Consider the following 17,208-nt stretch of genomic DNA (forward strand, 5'->3'; position numbering starts at 1 on the left):
TTTTTTATTAATCTAAATCTCTAAGTCCATCCATAGTTTTAGTCTTATGAGATGTTTTTTCATCCTTCATTTTAATAACTTTTGCAGGAGAACCAGCAACTACACACCCTGGATCTACGTCATGAGTTACAATAGCTCCAGCAGCTACAACAGCTCCTTTTCCTACCTTTACACCTTCAAGTATTACAGCATTAGCTCCAACTAATACATCATCTTCTATTATTGCAGGAGAAGCTGATGGTGGTTCTAATACTCCGGCGATTACAGCACCCGCACCTAAATGAACATTTTTACCAACTATACCCCTGGCTCCAATAACAGCATTCATATCTATCATAGAATTTTCTCCAACAACAGCACCTATATTAATAACAGCACCCATCATAATAACAGCATTCTTTCCGATAGTAACCATGTCTCTAATAATCGCACCAGGTTCTATTCTTGCATGCTCATGTAAGTAGTTATACATAGGTATAGCTGAGTTTCTTCTATCAAATTCAATATGAGTATCAATTATATTATCACTATTATCTTTAAGCGTTTTTGATATTTCTTTATAATCTCCTATTAAAATATATGAATTATTAGAACCAAAAACTTTAAAGCTATCAGTTGATTTAAGTGTAATATTATTACAATTTACGTACACCTTTACAGGTGTAGCCTTTTTAGACTGTTTAATAAAATTAGCAATTTCATAAGCATCGTTTAAATTTATCATTAGATATCCCCCTTAGTATATTAATTAAAATCTAATTTAGCATATCGTCCATATTATAATAACCGCAATCTTGGTTAACTAAATATTTAGCAGCAGTTATAGAACCTTTTGCAAAAATATCTTTAGACTGAGCACTATGAGAAATTTGAACAACTTCATCATGTCCTGCAAAAATTACATCGTGTTCACCGACAATCGTTCCACCCCTAACAGCATGTATACCAATTTCATTTTCACTTCGTTTTGCAGAACGCCCATATCTACCATAATTGTATTCAACACTAGGTAAAACATCCTTTACAGCGTTAGCGATCATAACAGCTGTACCGCTTGGAGCATCAACCTTCTTATTATGGTGTTTTTCTATTACCTCAATATCAAAACCATTTAAAACTTTTGAAGCTTCTCTTACCAATTTTAAAAGAACATTAACTCCTAAGGACATATTAGAAGAGTGGAAAATTGGTATACTTTTTGATGCTATTTTTATTTTTCTTAATTCATCATCGTTATACCCTGTAGTAGCTATTACTAAAGGTGTTTTATTTTGTAGTGCAAATGATAACACATCATTTAGTGCCTCATGATGAGAAAAATCTATAATTACATCTGCTTTTTCCTCTATATCAACCATTTTAGAATACATTTTAAAGGTCGGATTACTTGGTAAATCTTTAGATACTCCACAAACTAATTCCAATTCACTATCTTCTTGAATACATTTTGTTAACACACATCCCATTTTACCAAGGCAACCATTTACTATAACTTTTAGCATAATTAATCTACCACCTTTAATCCTCTATTAATTAATTCTTGCTTTAATACTTGAAGATTTTTTTCATCCATTTCTGCTAAAGGTAATCTTAAATTTCCAACTTCAAATCCTAGTAAATTCATTGCTGTTTTTACTGGTATTGGATTTACTTCAATAAATAAAGCATCTATTAAAGGTTTCATATCAAGCTGTAATTTTCTAGAACCTTCTATATCTCCGTCTAAGAATTTTTGAACTAAATCATGAGTTTCCCTAGGACAAACATTAGCAAGAACAGATATAACTCCGCTTCCACCAACAGATAGTAATTGAACTATAGAATCATCATTACCTGAATATATAGCGAAATCATCAGGAACTAATCTAGCAATTTCAGCTACTTGAGCAAGATCTCCACTAGCTTCTTTAACTGCTACTATATTATCTATTTTAGCAAGTTCAGCTACAAGACTAGGTTTTATGTTCATAGATGTTCTTCCAGGAACATTGTAAAGTATTATTGGTAAATTAACACTTTTAGCTATTTCTTCAAAATGAAGCTTAAGGCCTCTTTGATTAGCTTTATTATAATAAGGAGTGATTATTAATAATGCATCAGCACCTAATTTTTCAGCTTTTTGACTTAAATAAATTGAATGAGCAGTATTATTAGATCCAGTACCTGCTATAACAGGTATTCTTTTTTGAACCTTATCTACTACATATTTTATAACAGCTAATTGTTCATCATCACTCATAGTTGTAGCTTCACCAGTAGTTCCGCAAATAACCAATGCATCAGTATGATTTTCTATGTGATACTCTACTAATTTACCTAACTTTTCAAAATCAACACCATTATCATTAAAAGGTGTAACTAAAGCGACTGCAGATCCCTTAAATATCATATATAATTCTCCTTTTATATAAAATTCGCTTTGCTTATTTTGCCAACGATTACGTTTGTTGCTTGAGCAACGTGTTGGCGAATTATTTCAAGCTTAGCAGTTGGAAATTATAATTTCCTTCAATTAAAAAATTTAATATTATAGTTAGTTTATATAATTAAGAAATTAAACTAGGTTATAAGATAATAATAATTCAGCTATTTGTACTGCATTAGTAGCAGCACCTTTTCTAATGTTATCAGCTACAACCCATAGGTTAACTCCGTTATCAACACTAAAATCTCTTCTTATTCTTCCAACATAGACTTCATCTTTTCCAGTACAATCTATAGCAGTAGGGTATTCATTGTTTAAAGGCTCATCAACAACTACAATACCAGGCATAGATTCAAGAGCATCTACAAGGTGAGATAAATCAAATGCTTCTTCAAATTCAATATTTATAGATTCACTATGACAATTTTTAACTGGAACCCTTACTGTAGTAGCAGTAACTTTTAGTTCATAATCATTAAATATTTTCATAGTTTCATTAATCATTTTCATTTCTTCTTTTGTATAACCATTTTCAGTAAAATCATCTATATGAGGTAAGCAGTTAAATGCTATTGGATGTGGATAGAAATTATTAGGCTCTCCTAAAACTCCACCTTCTAGGTCTTTAACTCCTTTAACACCAGAACCAGAAACCGCCTGGTATGTAGAGTAAACAATTCTTTTTAATTTATATTTATCATGAAGAGGCTTAAGTGGAACCATTGCTTGTATAGTAGAGCAATTAGGATTTGCAATTATTCCATTATGATTTTTTACAGCCTCAGGATTAACTTCTGGAACAACTAAAGGTACATTTGAATCCATTCTCCAGTAACTAGAGTTATCTACTACTATAATACCATTAGATGCTGCTATAGGAGCATATTTTTTACTAATTTCTCCTCCAGCTGAAAATAATGCAATTTGTATATCTCTATTATTAAACACATCTTCTTTTAGTTCTTCAACTATATAATCTTTTCCATTAAAAGTGACATGAGAACCTGCAGATTTTGCAGACGAAAATAAATATAAATTCTCAATAGGGAATTGTCTTTCTTGTAATACCTTCAAAAAGGTTCTCCCAACCATACCAGTTGCTCCAACTAAAGCCACATTTACCTTTTTCATTAAAATCACCCCAATTAATAAAATTCAATTAAATTATTTAAAACTTTAATTGTTTAAAATATAGTGCCAAATTGTTATTATAAGACACATTTATTTAAGATGAAGCTAAGTAGATTTATATAAAATAGTCTTTAATTTTATGTATATTCTATTTACTTTAAAAGGATACCTTTTATATAAAATAGAGAAAATTTAAAATATATGTATTTAAAATTTATGCAAGAACATATATAAATATGGGATAAATTTATAGGGGGATTGTATATGATAAAAGATACTAAACGCTTACAAGAAAATATTTATAATCATAGAAAAACACTTCATAATATAGCAGAGGTAGGTAGAAAAGAATTTAAAACAGCAAAGTATATAAGAGATTATTTAGATAGTATTAATGTTAAATATGATACGTATTTAAAAACAGCAACATTAGGTATTTTAAAAGGAAAAATAGGAAAAAAAACAATAGCTTTTAGAGCTGATATAGATGGTCTTGTTACAGAAGAAGGTGTTAAGCACTTATGTGGTCATGATGGACATACTAGTATATTATTAGGATTGGTTGAATTTATAAATAATAATTTAGAAAACTTAAATGATAATGTAGTATTTATATTTCAACCAGCAGAAGAAGGTCCAGGAGGAGCAGAAGATTTAATAAATGAAGGTATAATAGATAAATATAAAATAGATGAAATATATGGACTTCATATATATCCAGAGGTAAAAGAAGGGTATATAGGTCTTGCTCCAGGATATTTTATGGCACAGGCGGGGGATTTTGATATTGGTATAATATCTAAAAGTGGACATGGGGCTATGCCTCAAAATGGTATAGATGGAATTTTGATAGCTTCAAATCTTGTAAATATATTACAAAGTATAGTTTCTAGAAATGTAAGTCCATTAGATAATGCTGTACTTACTGTCGGTAAAATAAATGGAGGAACTAGAAGAAATATAATCGCAGAAAATATAAGATTAGAAGGGACTCTTAGAACTTTTGACCCGAAAGTTTATGATAGTATGAAAACTAGAATGAGAGAAATATGCCAAGGTATGGAGAAGTCTTATAATTGTAAAATAAACCTTCATATAAAAGATGATTATCCTTCTGTAAACAATAATAAACGTTTATATGAAGAATTTGTAGATGCCCTAGGAGAAGAAAAAGTAATAAGATTAGATCCAATGATGATATCTGAAGATTTCTCTTATTATCAAAGGGAAGTTCCAGGATTATTCTTTATGCTTGGATCAAGAGATGAAGAAAAAGGATTTATAAATGGACTTCATAACCTAAACTTTAATTTTAACGAAGAAGTTTTATTAAATGGATTAAATTCATACATTCAATTATTAAGATATAAAAATGTATTAGAATAAAAAATTATTTCATTTTATATTAATAACGACTTAATAATATTGTCTGTTACTTAAAGATACCCCTTAAATATTTGTATAATTTTTCTTTATATGACAAAAATACAAATATAAATAAAAAGGGGTGTTTTTTATGAATAATGAATTATTAAATAAACCAGGTAAAAAAAGTCAATCAAATAGTAAAAAGAAAAGAATATTGACAGATAATGATATAATGAAATATGAGATAGCATCAGAACTTGGCCTTATGGACAAGGTTAGCGAACAAGGCTGGGCAGGGCTTACAGCTAAGGAAGCTGGAAAAATAGGTGGAATGCTTACATCACGAAAAAAACAAAAGAAGAAGATGATGGAGGAAGCAAATAAGGACGATGGAACAGTATAAAAATTTTGCATTCGTTTATGATGAACTTATGAATGAAGTTGATTATGATGGATGGGTTAAATATATAGAAGACATAATAAAAAGTGAAAATGTTAAAGTTCAAAATATATTAGAATTAGCATGTGGTACAGGTAATATGACTATACCTTTAACTAAGAAAAACTATGATATAGCAGCTATTGATATATCAGAAGAAATGCTTAGTGTTGCTAGGGAAAAAGCAGAAAAAGAAGGTGTAGAATTAGTTTTACTACAACAAGATTTGGCAGAATTAGATTTTGATATACCAAATCTAGACTGTATTTTATGTGCATGTGATGGATTTAATTATATAACTTATGATGATGATTTAGAACATGTATTTAAAAAATCTTATGAATTACTAAAAAAGGACGGTTTACTCATATTTGATGTAAGCTCATTTTACAAATTATCTACTATACTAGGAAACAATATGTATGGTGAAAATAGAGAAGATATAGCTTATATGTGGCAAAATTATTTTGATGAAGAAGAAAATTTAGTAGAAATGGAATTATCATTCTTTATTAAAGGTGAAGATGGAAAATTTGAAAGATTTGAAGAAGTACATCAACAAAGAGCTTATACAGAAGACGAAATAATAGATTTACTTAAAGAAGCAGGTTTTGAGCATATAAAAACATATGCAGACTTCACTTTTGAAAGTCCAAGTGGAGAAGATGAAAGAATATTCTTCGTATGCAAAAAATAGAGTAAAGTTATTGGAGGAATACAATGAAAGATTACGTAATAAGAGCAACAGCAGGACAAGGACAAATTAGAGCTTTCGTAGCAACTACTACTAATATGGTAGAAGAGGCAAGAAAATTACATGAAACTACTAAGGTTGCAACTGCAGCTTTTGGTAGAACACTAACAGCTACATCTATGATGGGTTTAATGATGAAAAATGATAACGATAAATTAACAGTTATAATAAAAGGTGGAGGACCTATAGGAACAATACTTGCTACATCTAACTCAAAAGGTATAGTAAAAGGATACGTAGAGAATCCATATGTAGAAGTACCTGACTATGAAAATGGAAAGTTAAATGTTGCAGCAGCTGTAGGAACAGATGGTGTTGTTAAAGTTACTAAAGATTTAGGTCTTAGAGAGCCATATAATGGAGCATATCCATTAGTAAGTGGAGAAATAGCAGAAGATTTTACTCATTACTTTGCACTATCAGAACAAACTCCATCAGTAGTAGCATTAGGAGTTTTAACTAAAGAAGATGAAGTAGAACATGCTGGTGGATTTATAGTTCAATTAATGCCAGATGCAACAGAAGAAAATATATGCAAGTTAGAAGAAAATGTATCGAAATTAACATCTATAACTAATATGATGCAAGAAGGTAAAACTCCAGAAGACATATTAAATATAGTTTTAGATGGATTAGATCCTAATATATTAGGCAAATATGAAGTTGGATTTGAATGTGAATGTTCAAAAGAAAGAGTTCAAAAAGTTTTAATAGCAATAGGTAAAAAAGAATTAGCTTCTATAATAGAAGAAGATAAAAAAGCTGAGATAGGATGCCAATTCTGTAACTCAAAATACCACTATAGTGAAGAAGATCTTTTAGAAATATTAAAAGAGATGTAATATAATAAATATCAGTACATAAACCCTTTTAGACAAGTTATATTTTAAATGATAAAATATAATTGTATAAGAGGGTTTTTGTATATTAGTGGGAAGTATGAGGTGAAATAAGATGAATTTTAATCAAAGTTTAGACCTAACTCAGTCTCAAAAGTTAATAATGACAACTGCGCTTAAGCAATCCTTAAACATATTAAATATGAGTAAGTTAGAAGTAGAAGATATAATTTTAAAAGAAGCAGAGGAAAATCCATTATTAGAAGTAGAGATAAGTAGTGAAGTAAATTGGGAAGAATACATAGCAAATATTGAAAAATCAACTCATATAAGTAAAAATGAATTAAATTATAATCCGGATAATGATATAAATTTAGAAAATATGATAAAAGACTCATCAAATATATATGAACATCTTAAGCTTCAAATAAGCTTATATAAGTTGAATAAGGAAGAAATGAATATATGTGAGTATATTATAGATAGCTTAGATAAAGATGGATATTTAAGAATTGATGAAGGTGAAATTATTGATTTATTAAATATAGATAAAAAATTATTTAATAGTTGTTTAGAAAAAATTTGGCAACTAGAACCAAGCGGTGTTGGAGCTAGAAATTTATCAGAGTGTCTAACAATACAAATGAATAACTTAGGACTACATAATAAGACACTAGAGGAAATAGTTAATAAGGATTTAGATTTAGTGGCAAGCAATAAGTATAAAGAGATAAGTAAAAAATATAATATATCTCTAAAAAGATGTATTGATATGATAAACATAATAAAGGCATTAGACCCTAGACCAGCTGGGTCTTTATCTATAGAAAAAAGTATATACGTACAACCTGATGTAATGGTAGAAAAAATAGATGATGAATTTATTGTTTATACAAATAGTAATGATGCTTGTAGAATAAAAATAAACAACTTTTATAAAGAAGTATTGAAAAATGCACAATATGATAAAAGTGCAAAAGATTTTATAAAGGAAAAATTAAATTCTGCAACAGGATTAATTAAAAATATAGAAGGTAGAAAAAATACTGTATTAAAAATTGCAGAAGAAATAGTTAAATCACAAGAAGATTTTTTTAGAAAAGGAATTAAATACATAAAACCTATGAAGATGAAAGATATCGCTAACACTTTGAATTTTCATGAATCTACAATAAGTAGAGGTGTAAATGGAAAATATATGCTAACACCTTTTGGATTATTTGAATTCAAATACTTCTTTAGTAGTTCATTAGAAACAAATTATGATGGAGTAATATCTAGTACTAGTATAAAAAAGATAATACAGGAGACAATAAAGGGCGAAAATAAAAAGAAGCCTTTAAGTGATGACCAAATATCAAAGCTACTAAAAGAGAAAGGATTAAGTGTGGCTAGGAGAACGGTTGCAAAGTACAGAGAAGAGCTAGGAATATTATCATCAAGTAAAAGAAAGAAATTTTAAAAATAAAAAAATATAAAAATATCGTAAAAACTATTGAAATATCTTTCCAATTCCTTTAAAATAAAGTTATCTTGTGGGACTGAAATAAATACAAGGGACAAAAAAAGTCCCAAGATGTTTAACAAAGGAGCACAATATGAAAAATTTACTAAAAATTCAACAAAAGTTGATTCCACAAGTAATAGAGCTTATGGAAAGAAGATACTCTATACTAAGGCAGATTTCAATAAGTGAGCCTATAGGGAGAAGAACCTTATCGAATGTAACTGGAATTAGTGAGAGAATAGTAAGATCAGAAACTGAATTTCTAAAAGAACAAAGTCTTATAGATGTAGCAGTATCTGGAATGACTATTACAAGAGAAGGTTCAGACCTTTTAGATGAGCTTAAAGAAATTATGAATGATATCATGGGATTATCTACACTTCAAGATAGAGTGAGAGATAAACTTGGTATAAAAAAGGTAGTATTAGTACCTGGAAGTTATGATAGTAATGAAACATTGCTAAAAGATGTAGCTAGATCTGGAGCCGAGTACTTCATAGATGTACTAAAAGATGGAGATATAGTTTCTATAACTGGTGGAAGTACTATGTTAGAGTTTGCAAGTAGTATAAAGACTGATAAAAAATACAACGACGTAGTAGCAGTTCCTGCAAGGGGAAGTATGGGTACAGACGTTGATATTCAGTCAAACAACATAGTAGCAATGGTTAGTAAAAAACTGAACTCTGAGTATAAATTATTACATATACCAGATGAGCTAGGTGAAGAAGCTATGAAAACACTTACTCAAGAGCCACAAATTAAAAAGACATTAGATATTATAGAGAAGACAGATGTATTAGTTTTTGGAATTGGTAGAGCAGATGAAATGGCAACAAGAAGAAAATTACCAAAAGAGCAAGTTGAAGAAATAGTATCAAAAGGTGCAGTAGGTGAAGCTTTTGGTCACTACTTTAACAAAAAAGGTGAAATAGTATATAAGTTAAATACAGTTGGTATTAACTTAGAAACATTTAAAAATGTTAAAGAAAACATTGCCGTATTTGCAGGAACTAGAAAAGCAGAAGCTTTAATAGCTATGGCAAATATAAACAAAAATATAGTGCTTATAACAGATGAAGAAAGCGCTAACAAAATATTAGAACTAATATAATTAAAAGGTTGATTAACTAGCATCGCTAGTCATAATATAAACACATTTTTACTTTATAGGGAGGTAGCAAAATGGTTAAAGTTGCGATAAATGGATTTGGAAGAATAGGAAGATTAGCTTTAAGAAAATTAATGGAGCAAACAGATAAGTTTGAGGTTGTTGCAATAAACGACTTAACAGATGCTAAAACTTTAGCTCACTTATTCAAATATGATACTGCTCAAGGAAGATTCAATGGTGAAATAGAAGTTAAAGAAGGTGCTTTCGTAGTTAACGGACAAGAAATAAAAGTTACTGCTGAAAGAAACCCAGCTGATTTACCATGGGCTGAATTGAATGTTGATATAGTATTAGAGTGTACAGGATTTTTCACTTCTCAAGAGAAAGCTGGACTTCACTTAGAAGCTGGAGCTAAGAAAGTTGTTATATCAGCACCTGCAACAGGGGATTTAAAAACTGTAGTATTCAACGTAAACAATGATGTATTAGATGGATCAGAAACAGTTATATCAGGAGCATCTTGTACAACTAACTGCTTAGCACCAATGGCTAAAGTATTAAACGATAAATTTGAATTACAAAAAGGATTCATGACTACTATACATGCTTACACTAATGACCAAAATACATTAGATGGACCTCATGCTAAAGGAGACTTAAGAAGAGCTAGAGCTGCTGCTTCTAACATAGTTCCTAACACTACAGGAGCTGCAAAAGCTATAGGTTTAGTTATACCTGCATTAAAAGGTAAATTAGACGGTGGAGCTCAAAGAGTACCTGTTGTAACTGGTTCTTTAACTGAATTAGTTTGTACATTAGGAAAGAAAGTAACTGTAGAAGAAATAAATGCTGCAATGAAAGCTGCATCTAATGAATCATTCGGATATACTGAAGAACCATTAGTATCTTCTGATATAGTAGGAATAGACTTCGGATCATTATTCGATGCTACTCAAACAAGAGTTATGGAAGTAAACGGAGAACAATTAGTTAAAGTTACTTCTTGGTATGACAATGAAATGTCTTACACTGCTCAATTAATAAGAACATTAGGATACTTCGCTGGTTTAGCTAAGTAATTTAATATAAAGTCCGAGGATATGTAGTTTATTACTGCATAACTCGGATTTTTTAAACAGAATATTTAAATGAAGTACACTGTTTAAAATAAATAGAGTATACTTTTGGTAAAAATATATTACATAAAGTGTAAAAAATAGGAAAAATGTGATATACTAAATTAGAAATTAATTTGCTTTTGAGAGGAGATATAATTATGTCAATGCTTAACAAAAAAACAATAGAAGATATAAATGTGAACGGGAAAAAGGTTTTAGTAAGATGTGACTTCAATGTGCCATTAAAAGATGGTGTAATAACTGATGAAAACAGATTAAATGGGGCACTACCTACTATAAAATACTTAATAGATAATGGAGCAAAGGTTATATTATGTTCTCACTTAGGAAAGCCAAAAGGGGAAGCTAAACCAGAATTATCTTTAGCGCCAGTTGCTAAAAGGCTATCGGAGATGTTAGATAAGGAAGTAGTATTTGCTGCGGATGATAATGTTGTGGGGGAAAATGCGAAGACGGCTGTAGAAAAGATGGAAAATGGTGATGTAGTATTATTACAAAACACTAGATACAGAAAAGAAGAAACTAAAAATGAAGAAAACTTCTCTAAAGAATTAGCATCTTTAGCTGAAGTATTTGTAAATGATGCATTCGGGACTGCTCATAGAGCTCACTGTTCTACAGTAGGTGCTGGAGAATTCTTAAATGAAAGAGCTTGCGGATATTTAATACAAAAAGAATTAAAGTTCTTAGGAGAAGCTGTTGCAAACCCAGTAAGACCTTTCACTGCAATATTAGGTGGAGCTAAAGTTTCTGATAAGATAGCTGTTATAGAGCAGTTATTAGAAAAAGTAGACAACATAATAATAGGTGGAGGAATGTCTTATACATTCTTAAAGGCTTTAGGACACGAAATAGGAACTTCATTAGTTGAAGAAGATAGAGTAGAATACGCTAAAGAAATGATGGCTAAAGCAGAAGCTAAAGGTGTTAAATTCTTATTACCAATAGATAATGCTGTTGCTGACAAGTTTGCTGATGTAACTCCAGTTATAACAGAAGGTGCTGATATACCAGCTGGTCACATGGGACTTGATATAGGACCTAAGACAATAGAATTATATGTAAATACAGTAAATGATTCTAAAACAATAGTATGGAATGGACCAATGGGAGTATTCGAATTTGAAAACTTCAACAAAGGTACATTAGCTGTTGCTAAAGCTATGGCAGCTTTAACAGATGCTACTACTGTAATAGGTGGAGGAGATAGTGCTGCAGCTGTTAACCAATTAGGATTTGGAGATAAGATGACTCACGTATCAACTGGTGGTGGAGCATCACTTGAATTCTTAGAAGGTAAAGAGTTACCAGGAATAGTAGCATTAGATAACAAATAAATTTGATAAAAATCATAAAGTATTAAATATGCTAGATGTTTATATAAATATGTCCACAGTTTAAGTTTTACTTTTAGTAAAACTACCTATAAAATATAAGTTAAATCATGAGAAATCTTAATATTAAAATTTCTCAAAGATTTAATTCCAAGTGGGAGGAATAATAAAATGAGAAAACCAATAATAGCAGGAAACTGGAAAATGAACAAAACTATAGCTGAGGCTGTAGAATTTGTGAATGAAGTTAAAGATAAAGTAAATAATGATAAAGTAGAAGCTGTAATATGTGCACCTTTTTTAGCTTTAAAAGATTTAAAAGAAGCTACTAAAGGAAGCAACATAAAAATAGGTGCTCAAAACATGCACTTTGAAGAAAGTGGAGCTTTCACAGGTGAAGTAGCACCAGCTATGTTAAAAGAAATAGGAATAGACTATGTAGTTATAGGACATTCTGAAAGAAGACAATACTTCAATGAAACTGATGAAACAGTAAACAAGAAAGTTTTAAAAGCATTAGAACATGGAATAGATCCAATATTATGCTGTGGTGAAACTTTAGAGCAAAGAGAAAATGGTGAAACTAAGTCAGTTTGTAAGGTTCAAATAGAAAAAGCTTTAGAAAATGTAACTAAAGAAGATTTAGTAAAAGTTGTTATAGCTTATGAACCAATATGGGCTATAGGAACTGGAAAAACTGCAACAGCTGAAGATGCTAACGATGTTATAGCTTACATAAGAGAAGTTGTAGCTAACCTTTACGGAGAATTAGCAAATGAAGTTAGAATTCAATACGGAGGAAGCGTTAAGCCTTCAAATGTAACTGAAATAATGAACCAAAGTGATATAGATGGAGCTTTAGTTGGTGGAGCGTCTTTAGCACCTAGCGACTATACAGAGCTTGTTAATTTCTAAGGAGTGACAGATATGAAAAAACCAATTGCTTTAATAATAATGGATGGTTTTGGTGAAAGTAAGATAGAAACAGGTAATGCTGTGGCTGCTGCTAAAACACCTAACTTAGATAAAATAGTTGAAGAATATCCTCATACTTTAATAAATGCTAGTGGACTTGATGTAGGTCTTCCAGATGGACAAATGGGTAACTCAGAAGTAGGGCACACTAACATCGGGGCAGGAAGAATAGTATACCAAGATTTAACTAGAGTTACTAAGGCTATAGAAGACGGAGACTTCTTCGAAAATGAAGTCTTATTAAAAGCTATGGAAAATGCAAAGAGCCACTCTCTTCATTTAATGGGATTATTATCTGATGGAGGAGTTCATTCTCATATAGATCATTTAAAAGCACTTTTAAAAATGGCTAAAGAAAACAATGTTGAAAACGTATTTGTACACGCTTTCACAGATGGTAGAGATACTGCACCAAGAAGTGCTATAGGATATATACAAGACGTAGAAGACTACATGAAAGAATTAGGGGTAGGTAAATTTGCTTCTGTTTCTGGTAGATACTATGCAATGGATAGAGATAAAAGATGGGAAAGAGTACAACTTGCTTATGAAGCGATAGTAGATGGAAAAGGTGTGACTTCAACATCTGCAGTTGAAGCTGTACAAAACTCATATAATGAAGATAAAAATGATGAATTTGTTCTTCCAACTGTAATAGTTGAAAACAATAAGCCAGTAGGCCTTATAAAAGAAGATGATTCTATAGTATTTGGAAACTTTAGACCAGATAGAGCAAGAGAAATAACTAGAGCAATAGTTGATACTGATTTTGCTGGGTTTGAAAGACCAAATATGAAAACATTGTTCGTATGTTTAACTACATATGATATAACTATAAAAAATGTTAATGTAGCATTTGGACCTCAAAGTTTAACAAATACTTTAGGTGAATACTTAGCTAAGAATGGAAAAACTCAGTTAAGAGCTGCAGAAACTGAAAAATATGCTCATGTTACATTCTTCTTTAATGGAGGAGTAGAAGAGCCAAATAAAGATGAAGATAGATTATTAATACCATCTCCAAAGGTTGCAACTTATGACTTACAACCAGAGATGAGTGCTAATGAATTAACAGATAAAATATTAGCAAGAATAGATGAAGATAAATATGACTTTATAGTGCTAAATTATGCTAACCCAGATATGGTAGGACATACGGGAGTAGTGGAAGCTGCTATAGTCGCTGTAGAAACAGTTGATACATGTGTAGGAAAAGTAGTTGATAAAATACTTTCTAAAGGTGGTAGCGCAATAATAACTGCAGATCATGGAAACGCTGAGTACATGAAAGACCCAGAAAGTAATGCAACAATAACAGCTCATTCAATTAATCCAGTACCATTTATAGTAGTAGGGCAAGATTTAAAATCAGCTAAGCTAAAAGAAGATGGAAGATTAAGCGATATAGCACCTACAGTTTTAGATATGATGGATTTAGAACAACCATCAGAAATGACAGGTAATTCATTAATAGTAAAATAATATAGGTTAAAAAAGGAAATTATTAATTTCCTATAATATAAAATATTACATGGAAAATTTACAAATTTACCCATCAAAGATAGTTTTTATGTAATATAATAAAAAGGTAAAATAAATTTACGAATATCGAGAGGAGATATAAATATGTCAGTTATCGAATTAGTATATGCAAGAGAAGTATTAGATTCAAGAGGAAACCCAACTGTAGAAGTTGAAGTTGCTTTAGAAAGTGGATCAATAGGAAGAGCTATAGTACCATCAGGAGCATCAACAGGAGCTTTCGAAGCTGTTGAATTAAGAGACGGTGACAAAGGAAGATACTTAGGAAAAGGTACTGAAAAAGCTGTTAATAATGTAAACGAAATAATAGCGCCAGAATTAGAAGGTATGGATGCATTTGACCAACCTGGTATAGATGGTTTAATGATAGAATTAGATGGAACTCCAAACAAAGGTAAATTAGGTGCTAACGCAATATTAGGTGTATCTATGGCTGTAGCTAGAGCTGCTGCTGATGAAATAGGATTACCATTATTTCAATACATAGGTGGAGTAAATGCTAAGCAATTACCAGTTCCAATGATGAACATAATAAACGGTGGAGAGCATGCTGATAATAACGTTGACGTACAAGAGTTCATGATATTACCAGTTGGAGCTCCAACATTCAAAGAAGCTTTAAGAATGGGTGCAGAAGTATTCCATTCATTAAAGAAAGTTTTAGCTGATAACGGATTAGCTTGTGGTGTAGGTGACGAAGGTGGATTTGCTCCAAACTTAAGTTCAAATAGAGCTGCTTTAGAATTAATAGTAGATGCTATATCTAAAGCTGGATATGAGCCAGGAAAAGACGTTATGTTAGGTCTTGACGTTGCTGCTACAGAAATGTACAACAAAGAAACTAAAAAATACGTTTTAGCTGGAGAAGGAAAAGAATTAACTGCTGCTGAAATGGTTGAATTATATGAAGATTGGTCAAATAACTTCCCAATAATAACTATAGAAGACGGATTAGATGAAGAAGATTGGGATGGATGGAAGTTATTAACTGAAAAATTAGGAAACAAATTACAATTAGTTGGAGACGACTTATTCGTTACTAATACTGAAAGATTAGAAAGAGGAATAGAGCAAGGTGTTGCTAACTCTATATTAGTTAAAGTTAACCAAATAGGAACAATAACTGAAACTTTAGATGCTATAGAAATGGCTAAGAGAGCTGGATACACTGCAGTTATATCTCATAGATCAGGAGAAACAGAAGATACTACTATAGCTGACTTAGCTGTAGCTGTAAACGCTGGACAAATAAAAACTGGTGCTCCATCAAGAACTGATAGAGTTGCTAAGTACAACCAATTATTAAGAATAGAAGAAATGGTTGGAGATTCTGCAAGATACTGTGGATTAAAATCTTTCTACAACTTAAAAAAATAATTTAATTTTTAATTAAATTTAATATATGATAAAGGGTAATAGATATATCTATTGCCCTTTATTTTTTTATAAAAATGATAATATAAAAATATACTAAAATATAAAAGACATAAAATTTCATGAGAAGAAGGTTGAATTTATGGCAATTAATAAGATTAGTTTTAACTTAGCACAAGAGATAGTAAATGCAGTAAAAGAAGTTGTAGATAAAGATATAAACTTTATAGATAAAAATGGAATAATAATAGGTAGTACAGATAAAAAAAGACTAAATACATTTCATCAAGCTGGATATGAAGCAATAAGAACATTAAATAATATAGTTGTTGATGATGATAGTGAGTATAAAGGAAGTAGAAATGGTATAAATTATCCTATAAAAATAAATAAGACTGCAATTGGAGCAATCGGGATAACTGGAGAACCTAGTGAAGTTGGTAGATATGGGTTTCTTGTTACTAAGATCACAGAAATATTTATAAAGGAACAGCAATTGAATTTCAAATATGAGGCTGATAAGCAAAGAATAAGCTATGTGGTAAAGTCTTTAATATACAATGATATAGAAGATAAAGATGAAATAGAAAATATATTAGAAGAATTTAATATATCATCTAATCAGAAGTTTGCAGTTGTTATTATGAAAATTAATAAATACCATAGAGATGGAGATTTAGAAATTATAGAAAATGAAATAAAAAAGGTATTTGATTCTATTGGAAATGTTTTTAAGGTATATATTTATCCAAATGAGTTTATTGCTTTAATTAATGAAGAAAGATATGAAAAGCTTAAAACTGTTTATATGGATTTTTTAAAAACATATAAAGGAACATTAAGTGGAGGGGTAGGAAGATTAAAAGAAATTTACGAAACTCATAAATCATACCAAGAAGCTAGAATAGCATTAAAATACTCTACTAATTATAAAAAAATCTTAACCTATATTGATTCTTTAAATTTAGAGCTTATATTAGAAAATGTTGATGCAGAAGTAAAGAAACAATATATGGACAAAATTTTAGATAATCTAGACAAAGAGGAAATAAGTTTATTAGAGATTTATTATAAAAATGATATGTCATTAAAGCAAACATCACAAGATTTATATATTCATAAAAATACACTACAGTATAGATTAGATAAAATAAATCAAAAAAGTGGTTTTGATCCAAGAAAATTTAATGACTCAGTTATATTGTATTTAGCGATAAATATAAAACTAGGAATATAAATATATAAAATAAAAAGCCATAAGCTTATG

16 protein-coding genes are annotated in these 17,208 nt (G+C 30.2%); 12 read left to right on the plus strand and 4 right to left on the minus strand.

Annotated elements, in window-relative coordinates:
- Nucleotides 1-7: 7 nt before the first annotated feature.
- From dapD to JWF52_RS12800, 4 genes are all read right to left on the minus strand, one after another.
- Nucleotides 8-724, minus strand: coding sequence for a 2,3,4,5-tetrahydropyridine-2,6-dicarboxylate N-acetyltransferase (gene dapD, locus JWF52_RS12785; protein ID WP_208333935.1), 717 nt, complete (start codon nt 722-724; stop codon nt 8-10).
- Nucleotides 725-755: 31 nt separating this feature from the next.
- Complete coding sequence (gene dapB / locus JWF52_RS12790) at nt 756-1,502, minus strand: 4-hydroxy-tetrahydrodipicolinate reductase (RefSeq protein ID WP_208333936.1); 747 nt, start codon at nt 1,500-1,502, stop codon at nt 756-758.
- A gap of 2 nt (nt 1,503-1,504) precedes the next feature.
- Nucleotides 1,505-2,389 (minus strand): 4-hydroxy-tetrahydrodipicolinate synthase, encoded by an 885-nt coding sequence (dapA, locus tag JWF52_RS12795; RefSeq protein WP_208333937.1) that lies wholly within the window; start codon nt 2,387-2,389, stop codon nt 1,505-1,507.
- Nucleotides 2,390-2,554: 165 nt separating this feature from the next.
- Nucleotides 2,555-3,556: an aspartate-semialdehyde dehydrogenase gene (locus tag JWF52_RS12800; RefSeq protein ID WP_208333938.1), complete on the minus strand. Its 1,002-nt coding sequence runs from the start codon at nt 3,554-3,556 to the stop codon at nt 2,555-2,557.
- Between the two features lie 264 nt (nt 3,557-3,820).
- Here JWF52_RS12800 and JWF52_RS12805 point away from each other — a divergent pair, with 264 nt between their 5' ends.
- The 12 genes from JWF52_RS12805 to JWF52_RS12860 all read left to right on the plus strand — a co-directional run bounded on the left by JWF52_RS12805 (nt 3,821) and on the right by JWF52_RS12860 (nt 17,178).
- A complete protein-coding gene (locus tag JWF52_RS12805) occupies nt 3,821-4,942 on the plus strand; it encodes an amidohydrolase (RefSeq protein ID WP_286184155.1) in 1,122 nt (373 codons plus the stop codon).
- 130 nt (nt 4,943-5,072) lie between these two features.
- Nucleotides 5,073-5,327, plus strand: coding sequence for an alpha/beta-type small acid-soluble spore protein (locus JWF52_RS12810; protein WP_208333939.1), 255 nt, complete (start codon nt 5,073-5,075; stop codon nt 5,325-5,327).
- Nucleotides 5,314-6,060, plus strand: a complete 747-nt coding sequence (locus JWF52_RS12815) for a class I SAM-dependent DNA methyltransferase (RefSeq protein ID WP_208333940.1) — start codon at nt 5,314-5,316, stop codon at nt 6,058-6,060. Before JWF52_RS12810 ends, JWF52_RS12815 begins: the two co-directional genes overlap by 14 nt.
- A gap of 23 nt (nt 6,061-6,083) precedes the next feature.
- Nucleotides 6,084-6,959 (plus strand): Hsp33 family molecular chaperone HslO, encoded by an 876-nt coding sequence (gene hslO, locus JWF52_RS12820; RefSeq protein WP_208333941.1) that lies wholly within the window; start codon nt 6,084-6,086, stop codon nt 6,957-6,959.
- 112 nt (nt 6,960-7,071) lie between these two features.
- Entirely contained in the window at nt 7,072-8,418 is a 1,347-nt protein-coding gene (gene rpoN, locus JWF52_RS12825; protein WP_208333942.1) for an RNA polymerase factor sigma-54, read from the plus strand.
- A gap of 136 nt (nt 8,419-8,554) precedes the next feature.
- Entirely contained in the window at nt 8,555-9,577 is a 1,023-nt protein-coding gene (locus JWF52_RS12830) for a sugar-binding transcriptional regulator (RefSeq protein WP_208333943.1), read from the plus strand.
- Nucleotides 9,578-9,648: 71 nt separating this feature from the next.
- The gene (gene gap / locus JWF52_RS12835; RefSeq protein WP_208333944.1) at nt 9,649-10,656 is read left to right on the plus strand and encodes a type I glyceraldehyde-3-phosphate dehydrogenase; all 1,008 of its coding nucleotides are present in this window, start codon (nt 9,649-9,651) and stop codon (nt 10,654-10,656) included.
- A 203-nt stretch (nt 10,657-10,859) separates the two neighbouring features.
- Entirely contained in the window at nt 10,860-12,053 is a 1,194-nt protein-coding gene (locus JWF52_RS12840; RefSeq protein WP_353654942.1) for a phosphoglycerate kinase, read from the plus strand.
- A 168-nt stretch (nt 12,054-12,221) separates the two neighbouring features.
- Entirely contained in the window at nt 12,222-12,965 is a 744-nt protein-coding gene (tpiA, locus tag JWF52_RS12845) for a triose-phosphate isomerase (protein ID WP_208333946.1), read from the plus strand.
- 12 nt (nt 12,966-12,977) lie between these two features.
- Nucleotides 12,978-14,507, plus strand: a complete 1,530-nt coding sequence (gene gpmI, locus JWF52_RS12850; RefSeq protein ID WP_208333947.1) for a 2,3-bisphosphoglycerate-independent phosphoglycerate mutase — start codon at nt 12,978-12,980, stop codon at nt 14,505-14,507.
- Between the two features lie 144 nt (nt 14,508-14,651).
- Nucleotides 14,652-15,944: a phosphopyruvate hydratase gene (gene eno, locus JWF52_RS12855; RefSeq protein ID WP_208333948.1), complete on the plus strand. Its 1,293-nt coding sequence runs from the start codon at nt 14,652-14,654 to the stop codon at nt 15,942-15,944.
- Between the two features lie 139 nt (nt 15,945-16,083).
- Nucleotides 16,084-17,178, plus strand: a complete 1,095-nt coding sequence (locus JWF52_RS12860; RefSeq protein ID WP_208333949.1) for a CdaR family transcriptional regulator — start codon at nt 16,084-16,086, stop codon at nt 17,176-17,178.
- The last annotated feature ends 30 nt before the right edge of the window (nt 17,179-17,208 follow it).

Origin of the sequence: Clostridium sp. CCUG 7971 (genome assembly GCF_017590215.1) — a bacterium.
Taxonomy (GTDB): Bacteria; Bacillota; Clostridia; order Peptostreptococcales; family Peptostreptococcaceae; genus Faecalimicrobium.

Bases quoted from the DNA above. Each gene is read 5' to 3' on its own strand.
- JWF52_RS12810 (WP_208333939.1), top strand. From the start codon at position 5,073: ATGAATAATGAATTATTAAATAAACCAGGTAAAAAAAGTCAATCAAAT.
- JWF52_RS12860 (WP_208333949.1), top strand. From the start codon at position 16,084: ATGGCAATTAATAAGATTAGTTTTAACTTAGCACAAGAGATAGTAAAT.
- tpiA (WP_208333946.1), top strand. From the start codon at position 12,222: ATGAGAAAACCAATAATAGCAGGAAACTGGAAAATGAACAAAACTATA.
- eno (WP_208333948.1), top strand. From the start codon at position 14,652: ATGTCAGTTATCGAATTAGTATATGCAAGAGAAGTATTAGATTCAAGA.
- JWF52_RS12830 (WP_208333943.1), top strand. From the start codon at position 8,555: ATGAAAAATTTACTAAAAATTCAACAAAAGTTGATTCCACAAGTAATA.
- JWF52_RS12815 (WP_208333940.1), top strand. From the start codon at position 5,314: ATGGAACAGTATAAAAATTTTGCATTCGTTTATGATGAACTTATGAAT.
- dapB (WP_208333936.1), bottom strand. From the start codon at position 1,502: ATGCTAAAAGTTATAGTAAATGGTTGCCTTGGTAAAATGGGATGTGTG.
- dapA (WP_208333937.1), bottom strand. From the start codon at position 2,389: ATGATATTTAAGGGATCTGCAGTCGCTTTAGTTACACCTTTTAATGAT.
- dapD (WP_208333935.1), bottom strand. From the start codon at position 724: ATGATAAATTTAAACGATGCTTATGAAATTGCTAATTTTATTAAACAG.
- hslO (WP_208333941.1), top strand. From the start codon at position 6,084: ATGAAAGATTACGTAATAAGAGCAACAGCAGGACAAGGACAAATTAGA.
- JWF52_RS12805 (WP_286184155.1), top strand. From the start codon at position 3,821: ATGATAAAAGATACTAAACGCTTACAAGAAAATATTTATAATCATAGA.
- gpmI (WP_208333947.1), top strand. From the start codon at position 12,978: ATGAAAAAACCAATTGCTTTAATAATAATGGATGGTTTTGGTGAAAGT.
- gap (WP_208333944.1), top strand. From the start codon at position 9,649: ATGGTTAAAGTTGCGATAAATGGATTTGGAAGAATAGGAAGATTAGCT.
- JWF52_RS12800 (WP_208333938.1), bottom strand. From the start codon at position 3,556: ATGAAAAAGGTAAATGTGGCTTTAGTTGGAGCAACTGGTATGGTTGGG.
- JWF52_RS12840 (WP_353654942.1), top strand. From the start codon at position 10,860: ATGCTTAACAAAAAAACAATAGAAGATATAAATGTGAACGGGAAAAAG.
- rpoN (WP_208333942.1), top strand. From the start codon at position 7,072: ATGAATTTTAATCAAAGTTTAGACCTAACTCAGTCTCAAAAGTTAATA.